16 protein-coding genes are annotated in these 16,828 nt (G+C 45.6%); 4 read left to right on the forward strand and 12 right to left on the reverse strand.

The features are described 5' to 3' along the window. Positions 1 to 81: 81 nt before the first annotated feature. Positions 82 to 654: a hypothetical protein gene (locus tag MKY95_RS32440; RefSeq protein ID WP_047840960.1), complete on the reverse strand. Its 573-nt coding sequence runs from the start codon at positions 652 to 654 to the stop codon at positions 82 to 84. A gap of 288 nt (positions 655 to 942) precedes the next feature. On the opposite strand from MKY95_RS32440, the gene MKY95_RS32445 reads away from it, so the two are divergent. Beyond that, positions 943 to 1,803 carry a GNAT family N-acetyltransferase gene (locus MKY95_RS32445; RefSeq protein WP_339196153.1) on the forward strand — a complete coding sequence of 287 codons (861 nt, stop codon included), beginning with the start codon at positions 943 to 945 and terminating at the stop codon, positions 1,801 to 1,803. Positions 1,804 to 1,852: 49 nt separating this feature from the next. Here the strand turns inward: MKY95_RS32445 and MKY95_RS32450 are convergent, their stop codons facing one another. The 4 genes from MKY95_RS32450 to MKY95_RS32465 form a co-directional block, all read right to left on the reverse strand. Then, complete coding sequence (locus tag MKY95_RS32450; RefSeq protein ID WP_339196155.1) at positions 1,853 to 2,386, reverse strand: hypothetical protein; 534 nt, start codon at positions 2,384 to 2,386, stop codon at positions 1,853 to 1,855. Between the two features lie 196 nt (positions 2,387 to 2,582). Further along, positions 2,583 to 2,852, reverse strand: coding sequence for a CD3324 family protein (locus MKY95_RS32455; protein WP_036611734.1), 270 nt, complete (start codon positions 2,850 to 2,852; stop codon positions 2,583 to 2,585). Positions 2,853 to 3,123: 271 nt separating this feature from the next. Beyond that, entirely contained in the window at positions 3,124 to 4,050 is a 927-nt protein-coding gene (locus MKY95_RS32460; RefSeq protein ID WP_047840963.1) for an oxidoreductase, read from the reverse strand. A gap of 60 nt (positions 4,051 to 4,110) precedes the next feature. Then, positions 4,111 to 5,019 (reverse strand): YafY family protein, encoded by a 909-nt coding sequence (locus MKY95_RS32465; RefSeq protein WP_339196157.1) that lies wholly within the window; start codon positions 5,017 to 5,019, stop codon positions 4,111 to 4,113. 69 nt (positions 5,020 to 5,088) lie between these two features. On the opposite strand from MKY95_RS32465, the gene MKY95_RS32470 reads away from it, so the two are divergent. After that, positions 5,089 to 5,655, forward strand: coding sequence for a dihydrofolate reductase family protein (locus MKY95_RS32470; protein ID WP_076252052.1), 567 nt, complete (start codon positions 5,089 to 5,091; stop codon positions 5,653 to 5,655). A gap of 117 nt (positions 5,656 to 5,772) precedes the next feature. Here the strand turns inward: MKY95_RS32470 and MKY95_RS32475 are convergent, their stop codons facing one another. Beyond that, positions 5,773 to 6,897: an SGNH/GDSL hydrolase family protein gene (locus MKY95_RS32475; RefSeq protein ID WP_339196159.1), complete on the reverse strand. Its 1,125-nt coding sequence runs from the start codon at positions 6,895 to 6,897 to the stop codon at positions 5,773 to 5,775. A gap of 64 nt (positions 6,898 to 6,961) precedes the next feature. Next, positions 6,962 to 7,330, reverse strand: coding sequence for a DUF4180 domain-containing protein (locus MKY95_RS32480; protein WP_036611747.1), 369 nt, complete (start codon positions 7,328 to 7,330; stop codon positions 6,962 to 6,964). Between the two features lie 212 nt (positions 7,331 to 7,542). Between MKY95_RS32480 and MKY95_RS32485 the strand changes: the two genes are divergently transcribed. Beyond that, positions 7,543 to 8,160 (forward strand): NUDIX hydrolase, encoded by a 618-nt coding sequence (locus MKY95_RS32485; protein WP_339196161.1) that lies wholly within the window; start codon positions 7,543 to 7,545, stop codon positions 8,158 to 8,160. A gap of 108 nt (positions 8,161 to 8,268) precedes the next feature. Here the strand turns inward: MKY95_RS32485 and MKY95_RS32490 are convergent, their stop codons facing one another. The 4 genes from MKY95_RS32490 to MKY95_RS32505 form a co-directional block, all read right to left on the reverse strand. Next, positions 8,269 to 9,162: a response regulator gene (locus MKY95_RS32490; protein WP_339196163.1), complete on the reverse strand. Its 894-nt coding sequence runs from the start codon at positions 9,160 to 9,162 to the stop codon at positions 8,269 to 8,271. Then, complete coding sequence (locus tag MKY95_RS32495; RefSeq protein WP_235193855.1) at positions 9,134 to 10,465, reverse strand: ATP-binding protein; 1,332 nt, start codon at positions 10,463 to 10,465, stop codon at positions 9,134 to 9,136. The genes MKY95_RS32490 and MKY95_RS32495 overlap by 29 nt, the downstream gene beginning before the upstream one ends. A 156-nt stretch (positions 10,466 to 10,621) precedes the next feature. Next, a complete protein-coding gene (locus tag MKY95_RS32500) occupies positions 10,622 to 13,759 on the reverse strand; it encodes an ATP-binding protein (RefSeq protein WP_036671797.1) in 3,138 nt (1,045 codons plus the stop codon). A gap of 3 nt (positions 13,760 to 13,762) precedes the next feature. Then, on the reverse strand, positions 13,763 to 14,920 hold the full coding sequence (locus MKY95_RS32505) for a response regulator (protein ID WP_339196166.1): 1,158 nt from the start codon (positions 14,918 to 14,920) through the stop codon (positions 13,763 to 13,765). 175 nt (positions 14,921 to 15,095) lie between these two features. Here MKY95_RS32505 and MKY95_RS32510 point away from each other — a divergent pair, with 175 nt between their 5' ends. Then, positions 15,096 to 15,593 (forward strand): DinB family protein, encoded by a 498-nt coding sequence (locus tag MKY95_RS32510; protein ID WP_036671799.1) that lies wholly within the window; start codon positions 15,096 to 15,098, stop codon positions 15,591 to 15,593. Between the two features lie 137 nt (positions 15,594 to 15,730). On the opposite strand, the gene MKY95_RS32515 is transcribed toward MKY95_RS32510, so the two are convergent. Next, positions 15,731 to 16,681 (reverse strand): SMI1/KNR4 family protein, encoded by a 951-nt coding sequence (locus MKY95_RS32515; protein WP_100526683.1) that lies wholly within the window; start codon positions 16,679 to 16,681, stop codon positions 15,731 to 15,733. Positions 16,682 to 16,828 lie beyond the last annotated feature (147 nt).

Raw genomic sequence — 16,828 nt, forward strand, 5'->3', positions numbered from 1 at the left:
CATACTGATATGAAGGATCTTATTCGCAATGAATAATTCGAGCACAATCTGTATGTGCCAGATTCACAGATGACTCATGCATTATAGTGAATTATTGATGATTTCTGTGAAGGGCTTCATGTTGTACGTGTCATCCTGAATGCGCCATTCTCCCTGATCCTGCAAAAAGGTGATATCACCCGATAACGGAATGGACTTGAACTCTTTGCCATCCTTATCCGTAAATTTCAAATCGAGCGTGTATTCCACAAGAATCCAGTCACTCTTGCTATCTTTGATCTTGGTTTGTATATTTTCAGGATGCAGCAGAGCCTTCTCTTTGTCTGCTACACGTAAAGGAATCTTGTTAAATCGCGCATCTATATTGGATTCGAAATTCCTTTCTGTCAAAAATGGTCTGATTACTTCTGCTCTAGCCAGCAGACCCTCCACAGTTAACGTATCTTCATAGTCCTTATAATCAACAGTCAGTTCGGTTGTTTTATAATCCAGCGACATTTCGAGGGCCTGCTGCTCATCTATGGCTGACGCCTTCTGATTGCTCACAATACTCGGCTGATTCGTCGCTGGTGGAATGGTCTCTTTAACGTTCTCGGCTGACTCAGATGGGGTGCACCCCATTATCATGACAGATGAAAGAAACAACGTACTCATCACATAAGCTAACTTACGCGAGGTGATCAACTCCTTTCTCGTCAGTATTACTCTCAATTATCCCTTCAATAGGATATAATGTCCAGTTATTGGGCGTATCTGAACAGACACCCAGTGAATTACATCCATTGGGTGTCATCTTCATCATAGATTGTGTTATAGTCATCGGGAAGTGATTTGGAGGAGATAATGATGATGATCAAAATTACAACTGGACCAACTCTCGAAGGATAGCGCCTGTGGGTCCAATAACTGCGTGTTTCCTTCAACAATGAAGGTGTGAAAGCTATGTCAAACTATCAAGTCGTTCCCATGGTCTATAACTCTAAGGAACAGATTAAAGCTATTATTTTACTCGAACAACAATGTAAACAGCTTGATTCCGTTCATCTGAAAGCAGACCTTGACCATATTAGCAAAAAAGACGGAGACCATGCACTCCTCTGTTATCGCCACGGTGATTTGGTAGGACTCCTCAGTTGGTATCCTTCCGACACCGTAACCGGGAATATTAATGCCATCGTACACCCAGATTTTCGCCGCCAAGGTGTATTCAGCAGCCTACTGAACAAGGCCATCCTGGATATGAAACCACAGGGAATCAACCAACTCAGTTATCGCGTTCCTCAGGGCTTATCTCCGGGTGTTCATACTGCCCAATCCCTCGGAGCCATTTATGATCGTGCGGAGTACTCGATGCAACTTGTGAATGAGGTCCTTTCGGTTGTGGAGCCACCTGAACTAACGTTGTCCGTGGCAGAAGCCGAGGATATGGAATTTATGGTCACTTGCTCCTCCCAAGCCTTTGGAGATTCGGAGGACTGGACACGCGAGTACTTTATGCAAACAAATGAACCCAGCCGAGTCACCTATATTGCGTGGCAGAATCAACTGCCTGTTGGGCTGGTACGGGTCAACTCCATTAATGCAACAACCGCATTTATTCATAACTTCTGTATCTTGCCTGCTTATCAGGGACAGAAACTGGGGCGCACTGCGCTTAGCATCCTGGTTGATCTCCTAAGGAAACAAAGTTACACAGATATCCGCTTATCCGTTGTTACCGAGAACAAACGTGCTTTGAATCTGTACCGCAGTGTTGGTTTTGAAGTGATTTCTGAGTATCACTATTTCAACGGTAGTTTATAAAAGGCAGTAGAGAGAGATCATTTTCCGCAAAGGGAGACGGTCTCTCTTTTTATATATTGGAGAATTGAAAAATCAATTTATAACCATCGAACGTTTGCCCGTAAATCTCCCGATAGTTACCTTTAGTATAATTATCCACTGTTTTTCGCCAGAAAGATTGGCCAATCTTATTTTTCTCCGATGGATTGGTGAACAACTCCCAGTTTCCTATAAACATGCCGAAGATCGTCGATGCCGCGTATTCAGCAACGCCTACACCTCGAAACGGCTGCATCAGAAAGAAGTCATGTACAAAGAAATTCGTGCCTTGTGAACAATATGGCGGAGTAGCTATGAACGCAAACCCTGCCGGTATGCCATCCACAATCATGAGGAACGGATAAAGACACTCCGGTTTTTCCCACCATATGTCCTGGACGTTATACTGATCCTGCAAAGTTATATAATCAGGACTTGGCTCAAAAATGCCATGTTCGTTCGGGGTATGCTCTCCACCCAGACCATAATGTCCGGATAGATCATGAAGGTATAGCGGGTACATATTTTTAATCACATACGCCTCGTCTTTATTCGTTAATTTCACTTCTATATTCATATTCACCAACCTTACCAGATGATTTAAGGAGTTAATTCAAGAACTCTTACCGCAAATCCTTGTACCGTCAAATGAATTGTACGCGTAGTTAACAACCTCGAATATGTAAAAAAGCTTTAATAACTATTCTTTATTCTTACAGGAAAAAGCCACATTCGATTGCTCGAACATGGCCTCTATAGTTTCATCCCTTTTTGCAATACACAATTTTCTTGATGCTATCGATGGATAAACAGTATTGGTCCGCAAGCTGATCGATGGTTGTTCCGGCAGCAAAAAGCTGGCGGATCTCGTCGTTCCGCTCCCGGACAATCCTTCTGCCACCCGAATTCTCGCCCCACTTCTTGTGGGCATCCTTGGGCCTCGGAATATAGATCAAGCCACCAGAGATATGACGCTGTATTTCTTTGAGTAATTCTTCCGGGAAGATTGTATCCGCATTAATATATTTCACGTTGCTCCACTCCTTAAAAGTTAAAATCTTTAAGGCAGCAGAGTCGTACAATGAACACATTGGATATGCACTACAATGATATGGCGGAAAAGAATTTCAAGCTCTATGCAAACAACCGCCGTTGTTCATCACATGGACTCTGCATAGAGCGGATCGTGAAACTTCTTATGAAACGAATCATGGTAGCCCCCCATTCAGTTAATCTTATTCGTGCTGAAGAACTTTTAACTGTCTATACCATAATAAGGTTTACTTTCCCTAATGGCAAAATCTACACGTCGAATCTGTAATATACCCCTGTTAATTCTTCTGATACGCTCCATAGCTTGTTTGAAATGTTAGCGTCATATAATTTTTCGATGATCTTAGCGCTCTTGGGATAGCCCTTAGTGCCGCCCATACCGCTGGGAGCAATATACTCCCCTCCCGTGATCGTCGGATCTGCTGCAGCATATAAGGTAGGTAATGCCCCCATATGTGCCGGTTGACTAATGATTTTCAAAAGACTGCGCATGAATATATTGGTCTGTTTCCCCGAACCGAAGGAAAATAGGTTGGTATGCGAAATTCCTGGATGAGCGGCGATACTCATGGAATCAATATGGGCGGAATTAAATTTATTCTGCAGCTCTCTCGCAAACATCAGATTGGCTAGCTTGCTTTGACTGTAGAACTTCATAGGATTATATCCTTTGGAGCCATCTAAATTATTAAAATCAATCGCACCATTATGAGCTGCCATACTACTTACAGTGACTACTCTCGATTTCGGAGTAGAGATCAATCGAGGCAATAGTAGACCCGTAAGCGCAAAATGGCCTAGATGATTACTACCAAACTGCAATTCAAAGCCATCTTTCGTCAACTGGAATGGAGGGTTCATAATTCCTGCATTATTAACGAGAATGGACAAAGAATCGTATTGCTCAAGAAAAGCGGCTGCGAACTTACGAATACTAGCTAAATCGCTAAGGTCGAGCTGCATAACGATTACCTCTCCAGCTACATGCACAGACGACTTTATTTTATTAGCTGCCTTTTCACCTTTTTCCAGATTACGAACTGCAAGGATAACTTTTGCGCCTTTTTCAGCTAACGCTAATGCCGTTTCATACCCTAACCCGCCGTTCGAACCTGTCACAATCACTACTTTATCGGATACAGTCGGGATGATATCTTTAGTCCAAACTTTGCTCATTTGTCTACACACCTTTCTTATCTCTTCCTTGATACCCTAATATCCAGCGTTTGAAAGCTCTTATCCCCCACCATACTGGCTTAAACTCCGTTCCAGCATCCCTCTAACCTGCTGCTGTAGTTCGAGCGGAGACACCACCTTCACTTCCGGCCCATAGGAGAGTAACTTTCGTGCTGTAAAAGAGAACTCTTCAGGCGGAATCAGTCCGCGCCACTCATGGCCTTCAACTGACTTGAACAATACATCTGACGCAGCAATCCTCGCTCCAAATTCCGTGAAATGCAGCACCACTTCTACGCTTGCTCTATCTTCTTTGGCAGCTAACCATGCCTTTAGACTTGGAACAGATTTATCCACTGATTCCATAACCGTCAACTGCTGCATGCGATCCACCCGATACAATAATACGCGGTCCTTATTCCGGGCTGGCATGTACCAATGTCCCTGCTCATAGTAGATGCCATAGGGAAAGACCTGGACTTTTTTAGGACCACTGCGGGCATGATACATAAATTCGATTTCTCTCTTTTCTACCGCTGCACCCAATATCGCTGTTGTTAAAGGCTCGGCATGCTCACCTGGATGTTGGACAAAAGCAATGTGTTCCCTCATTCGCATAATCAGATCCTGTACATCTTCGGGCAAAGTAGAAAAATACTGCTCAGCCAGATGTTCACGCATTGATCCATACGGAAAATCCGGTACTTGCTGTAGATATTCCAGCATCATAAACAGCCCTAATGCCTCCTGCTGTGTCAGTTGAAGAGGTGGCAAAATCCGATTGGGCAACACCCGATATCCTCCGTTCACGCCAACTTCTGTGTACAAGGGAAAACCCAGCGCCTGCAATGCATCCAGATCGCGCTGGATCGTACGAACCGAAACGTCGAACCGTTCTGCCAGTTCCCGGGCGGTGAACTTTTGTCTGGAATCCATCAGGCGCATAATAGCCAGTTTTCGATGATTCATGAATTCAACATCCTAACTACGTCAACTTTTGTCATAGTTAAAGTGTATCATACATTGTAGAAGGGAGCGATGAACATGTCTGATAACAAAACAATTTTGTACATTGCTATGAGTTTGGATGGATATATCGCAAGACTGGATGGTTCGGTCGATTGGTTATTTGATGTGGAGGGTGATGGTGGAGACAACGGGTATGCTGCCTTTTATGAAACGATCGGTAGCGTTGTTATGGGACGTTATACGTATGAAGAGGTGCTCACACTTTCCGATGATTTCCCCTATGCAGATCGGCCAACATATGTGCTTTCTCGCTCGGAACAGCCGCCCGCTTCGAATGTACAGTTTACAACCGAGGAGGTAGGTACGCTCATTCCCCGATTAAAGCAGACTTCTGATGGAGACGTGTGGATTGTGGGTGGCGGCATATTGGTTCAAGCTGTGTTAGCAAAAAAATTACTGGACGAGATTGAAGTCGCCATCATTCCCAAAATTCTTGGCGAAGGCATCCCCTTATTCCCGACAGGCACTGTGCCAAGTCAATTTAAAATGCTCCGAACCCAGACGCTCGGACAGATTATTTCGATTCGTTACGAGGTACAAAACAGCGACACAACGGATAAACCCTCGAATGTCTAGATGAGTAGAAAAGGGAAAGACCATTCTTGTGATAAATGGACCTCATAAAGTTAGACACCATCTAACCATTGGGGTACATTTCATGAAAGAGTGGTCTTTCCATCACCATGTATCAAGTTATCCTATCAATCCTCGTACATATTCCGCTAACACCTCTGCCGTCCTACGATGAGATAAATCGCCAGGATGGGTACGCGCCCCTACCGTCTCTTCGGTTGTATCAGGAAGCTGGATGATTGAGACCTTACGATCTCCTGTCCCCTTTGTATACGCATCAACCGCGCGGTAGATGGCAGGCATCAATGGAAAACCAAGCATGCCGTACGCCCATACGAGTTGTGCACCCGGATTGTTTTTTCGAAGTTTGAACAGGAACTGTTCCACCGCTTTCTCAAAAGCAGCCAGATCCTCTTCATGATACGTACCGTCTTCGTTCAAACGCTGCTTGTACACCTTGCCCGTGTCGGGGTCTTTCCACTCCGGTGACTGAAATGCACCCCCATCATTGCTGCCCAGGTTCACGACTACCACATCCGGCTGCCAGGAACTAAAATCATGCTGATCTCCTGCGCCTAGCGCTTCGTTACGCTCACCAGTAAGCAAGCCACAGACCTGTTCGTAATACTTGGGGATATTCCCCTTTGGATTATTATCCCAACTTGTCAGCACACCCCAGCCACTTTGCGAGATGACCCGATACTCCGCATTCAATGCCTCTGCTGTCATAAACGTATAATTATGTATGGCGCTGAACCACATCGGAATCCAATCTTCCTCCGCTTTCGCTCCAATCGCACCTTCGCCAGATGTAATACTGTCACCAATGAACTCGATCTTGTACGGTTTTTCCTGCACAGGCAGGAACGCTCCATCCGATTTCACCGCATGAATCTGCAAGGCACAACCCGGGTCACCACTCATCGCTTGAACATCTTTGACGATCCGTACATTCTTCACCACATCTGCGTTCATACCTCGGAATACACAGACCCAGTACCTTCCCGCCGTTAACATCTGTCTGCTCACCGAAACACCATTGATCAGAATGCTGATCCATGACTCATACATGTCATACTGCGACTCTACTTCAACCCATAGTTCGGAGCCCTGTACATTGAGTTCAACTGCACTCCCCGTCCAAAATAACGTCAACGGCGATCGCTCTCCAGTTGTTCTGCCATGCACTTTAAGATTTCCGATCTCAGGCAGAGCATATACCTTTAAATTCTCATTAGATATCACGGTGCAAACCTCCTACGTTTGGCTCAGATTATAAGCAGGCTCTCTACATGCCTCGGATGTACGCTTAACTGATATTATGCAACTTTTGAAGCGCTTCCTCTTTGTTTTTCAAAAAGAAAACATGCTTGCCATTGTTGCACTCATAGATGAAATCTCTCAGGCTCTTGCTGTTATGTCCTTCGAAATCTCCCACAATAGCAAGCTTAACATGATAGTTCACGTATTTCTGCAAAATCTCGCCTGCAAGCTTGGTTTTCAGTTCGAAGAACTCTTCCGTGATGTTCGATTTGTCGATAATGAGCTTATCGGCATCATCGCTATACCTTACCGAAGCCATCAAATCCAGTGCATCTTGAGCATTGTTGATGACGATGCCATCACTTTCAATAATGGCGACCTTGGAATTGCCTTGTTGATCAATAGTTATGTTCATTTCACTTTCTCCTCTTCTGGACATCGTTTCTTTATAATATCTCGCAGTTCTATATTAAAAAGCAATATTTGTAGAGTGCGTTTAATCATTAGTGTGATTCCCTAAATTTGAGTTGTCCTTTCTTAGTAGTTATAGACTGTAATTCATATGATATAATGGGGTTATTTCCTAACTAAACTAAATCTCGTGACTTGCGAAGAAAAGAGGAGTCCATGGACACAAAGTGGCTAGAATGGGCAAAACAGATTCAAGCTATCTCACAAACAGGTTTAACCTATGCCAAGGATGTTTATGATATCGAGCGATACGAGGAATTGAGGCGCATTAGTATTGATATCTTAAGCAACTATACTTCTGTTAACAAAGAGAAAATATCACTTACATTTGCAAGTGATTCAGGTTACGCAACGCCTAAAGTCGATATTCGCGGTGTTGTTTTCAGGGAAAACAAAGTGCTTTTGGTTCGAGAGAAATTAGATGGGGCATGGGCATTACCAGGGGGATGGAGTGACATCGGCCTATCACCATCAGAAGTAGCTGTGAAAGAAATTAAAGAAGAATCCGGTTTTGATGTTGTGCCGATGCGGTTGTTAGCGGTATTGGACAAAAAATTCCATGGACACCCACCTGAGCCTTATCACGTATATAAGATGTTTATCCGCTGTGACATTGTGGGAGGGCATGCGGAAACAGGTGTAGAAACCAGCGCAGTTGATTTTTTTGCTATCGACGCTTTACCTGAATTATCATTGGAAAGAAATACGCTGGAACAAATTAAAATCATGTTCGAATTTCTTGAACAGCCAGATAAAGAAGTCATTATGGATTAAAATAATAACCCCTTCAGCTTGCCCGTCTTTGGTGAAGTGACCTCGACACCGCCGATGGTCACCTTCCCGGGTTTTCATATCCTCCAACAGACAGAGGCATATGATGCCTCAGTTATTCATCTTTTCAAGCGTCTCCATGTAGAACACATGCAGGAACTTTTTGATATTAACCTTGCCTTTGTCGCCTGCCTGACCTTCTTCCATGGCTCTCATCTTCATTCGAACATCCTGGAAGTCAAAGTAGAGTGGCGCATAATGCTCAAACTTGTGGTTGCTATAATCGGTGAGTCCAATCGAGGCCATGTTCGTTAACGCGGCAATTACCGTTCTGCGAATGCGCTGTTCCATCGCCTTGCTCTCTTTCTCCACATCCTTGGGCGTTGACTTGTACGTCTGGGCCACCGCTTCATAGGACTCCTTCAGTGGCGGCCACTCCGCGACCTGCTTCTGATCAATCGCATACTCCATGAGAGCCACAATATCCTTGCTACCACTTTCTCCGATAATCCCCAGATCCATTAGAATGCTTCGTGCCGCATCTCGCACCGTACGACCTTGGGCAGGGGCCGGCGCTTCCACCAGATTCAATCGAGCCATCGACTGCTTGATCTCCAGCACGTAACGCTCATACTTCCACTGGTCATTCACTTTGCTGAGCACATGCTCCACTTCCACCCGATTAATCGGTTTATGAATAAAGAATTCAATTCCGTTCTGGTAGGCCTCCCCTACCATCTCTTTGTTCTCTACCTGAGAGATCATGATGAATTTACCGGTATAACCGCATTGCTTCAGCTTCCCTACCGTCTCAATTCCGTCCTGATCCGGCATCAGCAGATCAATCAACACCACATCAGGACGCAGATCCATGATCATCCGTGCGCCTTCTATACCGCCCTCAGCCATGCCCGCAAGCTCACCGATACCACAGGATTCAATGATATCATGCAGCATGCTCCGACTCACCACATCATCATCCACGATCATGATAGAAAGTGTCATCGACATCGGCCCCCTTTATTAAATTCATCTTGGGAATAGCTATACGAAATGTAGTCCCTCTCGCTCCCAGAGGCGCCGATTCCACTGTGATCTGTCCCGTCAACGACTGAACGATATCACGTACATGGGACAGGCCAATGCCTGTCGCGGCAATGCCAACTTCATTGAACTTCGTTGTGTACCCCGGTTCAAAGATGACATCCCGTTTGGCTTCGGGTACGCCTTTTCCAGAATCCATCACAACGAAATGCACGTTTTCTTCCTGCTCATATATACGAATTCGAATCGTCCCATCATGCTCAATCGCCTCTACCGCATTGGCAATCAGGTTATTCATTACCGTGAGAAGAGGAATGTAATACGGAGACTCACAATCATACTGTTGCTCAATGTCGATCTCGACCTGCTTATGCAACATCTCGCTATATTTTCGGTTTGCTTTACTGGCAAAGTTCAGCACTTCAGACAGGCTCATGTTGACTGCTTTTTCATTATCATACAGCTTCAGCAGACCCGCCAGAATACGTTGTGAATCCTTCTTCACTTCATGAATCTGCTGAGCAATGCCCAGGGTGCGCTGACTGTATTGGTTCATGTCCTGCTCCCGGAGATCGCGATATAGATCATAGCTGTCAGCTGTAATGCCTTCGATCGTATTCATCGCTTTCTTCAGGTAAAAGACCTCGCCATACAGACCCGAGTTCACACTCAGCATCTGCTCCATCCGCTTCTCCTGCTCTGCATGCAAAAGCCGCATCTGCCTCACCGCAATGCTGTTATATAGCCCAATCACAAAGTAACTTCGCAGACCACCTACCACAAGCAGATACAACCATTCCTTCATATAAAAGATATTGGTCCCGCTTAACATTCCTCGAAAAAGCAGCTCAACAAGATTAGAGGAGAAATCGATACATGTGATTAACCCGCCGAGCAGAAGAGGCTGCATCTCATGGAATCGATGCTTGAATTTGCTAAGCCCATAGGCAAAGACCACATAATACACACCTGCCCCCAGATTGTCCCGCATGCTTTCCAGTATAGACACCGTCTGTACATGATTGATGAGATCTACCGACTGGAACAGCAAATTCGCGATGCCTGTCAGGATTCCTGTCTTCACATAAGACAAGTGTGGCATGATCATCAGCAGAAATAAAAGGATGCTAACCCCCAGTCCGATTCGGAAGTAATCTTCCCGGAACGGATTTATCTTGAATTGCGCCCCTACCGCAGTGGTAAAGGCAATGGCCGTCATCTGCACATTCTCATTTTTGACCCAATTGCGCATCGATCTCTTCACCCACTATAACAACGTTTAGCGCCCAATGCCGGAACCCGCGCTTCTAATGTTAAATATACTAACATATGAAAGATGCATTAGAAATAATTAAAATTAGGGAATGAACACGCAAGTAAAACAAAAAGGCCGGAAGTTTTCACTTCTGCGGCCTTTTCCTTATATCTTATCCGGAATATCAAATGATACCATCGTGCCCTCACCCGGCTCACTTACGATCGATAATCCCTGACCATACCGTTGCAGCAATCTGCGGTTTGTATTCACAATGCCTATTCCGCCTTTTCCACCTGGCGTAGCATGTAGCAGTTCTGCAACCTTCTCCGGTTCGATGCCTTTGCCATTATCCTTCACCTCAATACGGGTATAACCCTCATGACGAGTAATGGATAGGCATAACGTACCGCCTACATTGCGGCTTAATAGTCCGTGTCTGACGGCATTTTCAATCAAAGGCTGAATGGATAGCGGCGGGAGAAGCAACGGAAGGTCCGGCTCTACGTTTAATACCACCGACAATCGATCTTCAAATCGTGTTTTTTCAATAAAAAGATAGGCTTCAACGAGTTCCAGCTCGTATGATAATTTCACCAGTTCCCCTGTATTGAGATAGTTGAAGCTGATCCGTAAATAGGATGAAAAAGCTTCACCAAGCTTCCGCATATGCTCTGTATCAATATCACTTAAAACCATAAGTGAATTCAGTGTATTAAACAGGAAGTGAGGCTGAATCTGAGCCTGTAAATAAGCGGCCTCCATGCGCAGGCGCTCTTGGATAGACTGATTTAGCATGGTCAATGCACGTATCCGATATTTCAGTTCCACCGCATCTACAGGCTTCGTGACATAATCATTGGCCCCCGATGCAAACCCCGTGTAGATATCTGGCGGCTGACTTCGTGCCGTCAACAGCAGCACAGGAAGCTCCGACATCGAGAATTGTTCCCTCACCTTCTGGGTTAACTCATATCCGGACATATTGGGCATCATCACATCTGTAATGAGCAGATCCCACTGACGTGTCCCGAGCAATTCCATCGCTTCCTGACCCGAACCTGCTGTAGTTATATCATATGGTTCCGTCGAAAGAATGCTGACCAACACATCCAGATTCACCGGATCATCATCCACAGCCAGAATGGTGGCTCTCCCCTCTTTTAACAATGGAGCCATCTCTGCCGTCGCCAAGGCTTCCGCGTCCCCCATACCTTGGCGGGGTAACAGGAATCCGCTAGGTGCATCTTCCATCATCTCGGCGGCCTGTTCCCATATCAGGGGAAGTTGTGACTGAGCCTGATCGGCGGCTTCATCCGCGAGTGGTAGATCGAAGCTGAATACCGAGCCCTTTCCGAGTTCCGAGCGAACCGTAAGTGCCCCGCCGTGCAGTTCTACGAGCTCTTTGCAGATGTTCAGTCCAAGCCCGATGCCTTGTCCATCACTGATTCCATACGATCCTTGTTCATACGGGAGGAAAATACGCATCCGTGTATCCTCATCCATGCCAATGCCTGTATCCGTCACATGAATCAGAGCATGTCCTTCACGAATTTCGGCACTTACGGATATCGTTCCTTCCTCTGTATGTTTAAGCGCGTTATGCAGTAGATTATACAAAATCTGAACGAGCCTTTCTTCATCAGCCATGACCTGAGGGAACGATTCCGGAATCTCCATATGAAGGCGGACTGGTTTTCGTTCTGCCATGAACTGCAGCATGGCGATTACGCCGGGCACAACCGACTGTATGGAAAGAGGCCCCTGACGTAACTCAATGCGGTGCTCCTTCAGCCGGACTACATCCAGTAGATCACCAAGGAGATGTGACATCCGTCGACCGATCGTAATCAGCAATTCCATATCCTCTAGGCTCCGTTCATCCAACCGGTTTTTCTCTCGGGTGATCACGTTGTGAGCGATGTTAATAATCCCGTGCAGCGGGGTCCGCAGTTCATGTGATGTATTCGCCAAGAACTGATCTTTAATTTTGTCACCCTTCTGCAGTTCTGTATTCAGCTTCATATTCTCCCTGACATTCCTGAAGTATTTCTTGAACCAATAGGCGGAGAAGCCGGTAATCGCAAAGATAATGTCAATGGGATAATAGACTGTTGTCACATCTTTGGCTGTCTCGACCACACTCCATATCAGGTTGGATATAATGCCTCCTGCAGTAAGCAGCAGAAAAACAATATCCCGGTCCGCCTGTTTCCTGAAGATCATCGTTCCGACGATGTATAGAAACCAGATCATGGATACAAGAAAGAATAGGTTAATGACGTTGTAATGGATCATGGCATATGTAATATGAATGGGCACCACCACAATCACGGCCGTATAGATCAAGGTCATGACAACATGCCACTGTAGCCATGCCTTTCGTACATGAACCACCGTTAATCTCTGGAATAACAGAAGGATACAAGCATTTTGCAGTAACAAAGAGATCAATCGAATTTTAATGCCCCAAGTATAATTAATAGGAAGCCATAACATCAATATATTGTCATGACCCATCGTAACCGTGATGCCAACAGATAAAGTTAATACGGCTCCAACCAGCAAGGAACGTTCCTGTCGATTAAATGCGTAAAGAATACAGGCATACATGCCGTGGAGGAGCAAAACCAGAAAGGTGAGCATCTGAAAACCAATAGAATACCAACGCGAAAAATCAACGGCTGCCTGTGAACCAAAGCGAACAGGTTTGCTAATTCCGCCCATATACGGGCTATCGTAATTGGCTACACGAACCAATAGTTCAATGGAGGTTGTTCCTTCCTGATCATAGGTCGCTGTATACGAAGTACTTCGGGGTATATATGTACTGCTATCCACGGAGATCTCACCCATGCCCCCGTCCGCGTCTCCATTCATCTCGATCTCGGAGGAACTTCGAATCCCCTTGAACCAAAAGGTAACAGGCGTCTGAAGTGGATCTGTCAAAATACGCAAGCGATATGTTCCGTAACCGTGCGAACCCTCTTGTTCCTGACTCTGTCCACTCCCCCAGTCTCCTGGGACCTGAACACTCTTCGCACCGCCATTCCTCTTCGCAATATCTTGTTGGGTCAGCAACTCATCCGGGTAAAGTTCCCATTCCCCATTCAAGTACATGACAGGGGACTGATCCAGATCCACATCTCTCAAATCAAGCACCCCGTTAACGGCGCGATGCTCATCTACTGTGTGGAATAGCTCAGACCATACCGAGCGCATGCCAATTAACACTCCAAAAATGATTAGCATGATGATCAAATATTTGTAACGGTCCATACGTTTCGTTTGAAGTAATTTCATTAATTATTTTTTCATGACTTTGGTTAAACCGAGCTTCCAGTCCTGATACCATTCGGTAATGTCCTCACTGATCGGTATCTCCAAATCTTGCTCCATTCTGGTGGTTAAGAGACGATACTGCTCCTCCACACCGAGATCGTTGTGCATTTCATCATATAACTTCATTAGCATAAAATAACTTTCTTCTTCATCCGGAAGCATATGCTGGATACGTTGTGTACTCTCGACCACTTTCTCCGCCAGCCCATGCTGCTGGTAATACAGACTTAGTTGTCTCATATGATACAGCCACAGATAGCGTAATCTTTCCCGCTCAGGTTCAGCCCACATGTATTCATAATTGCCAAGATAGGTACCCTTATATAGATGAAGCGCTTGCTCATAGGCATGAACGGTACTTGCGTCTATGACTTTCCATTGCCTGATTTCCCGTTCCCACTGCTCACTATCCAACTGAGCCTCACCCAATTCGAGTCGATAACCTGCCTCCAGGTGCCCGCTCTGAATCGTGATCATATCCATATTGCAAGTTTTCAGGGTTTGGCGGACATGATACATTGCAGTGTAGAGTTGATGTGTCGTCTTCTCCTCTTCCATTCCCGGCCACAGAAGCTCCAGCAGAACACTGCGATGGATGACCTGGTTCCGGTGGTGAAGCAAGTATGCAAACAGCTCCTGCGCCTTGCTTGTACGCCATTTGGCCACCTGAACATCCTTGCCTGGAAGCTTAAACTGAATCTGATTAAAACAGCAAATTAAAGGTATGTTTGTATCCTTTGACCGTTGCTCGCGTTTTACGCTCAGTTTCTCTCTTACGCGGCTCACCGTCTGCTTCAATCGATCCTTTTGGATGGGCTTCATCACATAGTCCAAAGCCTGTAATTCGAAAGCATGCACCGCATATTGATCGTAACTGGTCACAAATATAATTTCGGTGCCCGGTGTTGCCGCCTGAATCTGTCTTCCCAGATCCATACCATCCATCTCCGGCATATGAATATCCAGAAATACAACATCAGGACGGTGCTCCACAATACCCGCCACAGCCTCTGTTGGATTCATATATGTAGCGATAATTTCAATGCCGCTTACTTCTTTTTCTAGTGATTTTTGAAGGCCTATCAACGCTAGACGTTCGTCGTCAACCAATATCACTTTCACAGGAGCTTCCTCCTCGACCCTGAGGTCTTGAGATTTATTTTCACTATTATATCATAGGCATTTTAAGTATTTAGCGTTCTTCGTTATCCATTTTTAATTTTTAGCAATTTAATTGTATAATACTAAATAGAAGACAGGTTATCAGATCCGGTCTTGGAAGAGAGGAAGGTTCCATATGTCAGATGTTAATCAAAGCTTTGGGCAAGCCCTTGTCAAATCATTAGTGGGGGAACGCGGTCATATCCGCATCGCCCGTGCTCTACCCGATATCGATGTCACACTTGCTGCTCGTACGCACGATGCCATGCCATATACGATCTATCAGTTGGTGAAGCATATGCATTATTGGCAGCAATTCATGCTCGAACACTTGGAAGGACGCAAGCCACAGCTCCCTGCTAACGTGAGTGAAAGCTGGCCTGAAGAGAAGGGTCCACAGGACGAAGCGACGTGGAAGGCAGATATTCAGGCATTCTTGGATGGAGTTGATCAAGCCGTAGCCATTGCAGAAACTGCACAATTAGATGATCCACTGCTCTATTTCCCGGGTGAAACTAAAGCAGGACTTCTGCGCAATATCGCCTCCCATAACTCGTACCATCTAGGGGAGATTGTTCTGCTACGTCGCTTCTACGGCGCATGGCCGCCTCCAGGTGGCGGATATCCGGCGTAAACCGGAAAGATTCCGATAGAATGAAGCAAGCCGCAAGGGAATGTATCTCCCTCGCGGCTTGTATTGTTTTTACCATACTCTACATTGTCTAGTTAGCACTAGTATAGAGGCGCTTCAACACAATGATATTATTCATACTAGACTTCTGGAGTCATCAGCCCTTGGATAAACGTCTCAAAGTTCGGTGCCAGCGGAATGATCTCTTTGGGATTCTCCCTCTTCACATAAACGACCTCAGGTTCTCCATCATTACCGAATGAACGATAATCGAGCATGACAACCCCCGACTCCGAAGGAGATACCGCGATGACCACACCAATCTCCGGATACCCTTCACGTTCAATCAAATTCCAGCTACCTTGAATACCCGCTAGTGTGCGAGGCTTCTCACGGCCAATGCCCAGTATACCTTCAATTTCAACATAATCCGTAGCTCCCGTATCTGTGTTCGCCACAGGGAAATAACGATTGTACGGAATACCGCCGTTATGTAGCTTCATCATCTCAATGTAGGAAGCCGGCAGTCGGAACACCAATTGCTCCTCAACAGAATCAATGAGGCCATCACTTGGCGGATTGGACACATAGTGCTCCAGTGCCTGCTCACTATCGTTCCAGAATTCGCCGGATTCCGGTCTGGGAATCGCTTCAAAGGTTGCTACAACGTCAACGGGTACATGGAATTCTCCAACAGCCTCTGGATCCGTTTCAACTTCAGGTTCAGATTCGGACGGCTCCTCCATTTTGCTTCGAATCCATCCCAGAAACTCCAGCGTATCTTCATCCTCAGGGTCCAATTCATCCGCTCTTTCAAACGCCTGCAGTGCATGCGCATATTGCTCCAGATAATAATAAGCCAGTCCAATCCGATAATGCCAGAGTGGGTCACCTGTGCCCTCTTTAGCAACCGTCAGGAATTGTTCAACCGCTTCTTCATACTGTTCCAAGTTATTCAGCGCTCGTCCCAAATGGTTAACCAGCTCATAATCTCTTTCTTCCACAGGAATGGCTTGAATTGCATCTACAATTTCCTGAAATTCATCTTCTTCATGCCACTCTTGCAATTGAACCAACAGATCGTCTCTCATTCTCTTTTCCTCCCCGTTCATTCACTCATGATTACGTATTGAAAATTATACCACTATCCGGATCACCATCTCCAGCAAAGCAAGATCCTTAGGGATATCACGAAGCGATATCTTTTCATTTCGGATGACAAAGCTAAAAGAGGTAAC

Origin of the sequence: Paenibacillus sp. FSL P4-0176, from assembly GCF_037975265.1 — a bacterium.
GTDB lineage: Bacteria > Bacillota > Bacilli > Paenibacillales > Paenibacillaceae > Paenibacillus > Paenibacillus amylolyticus.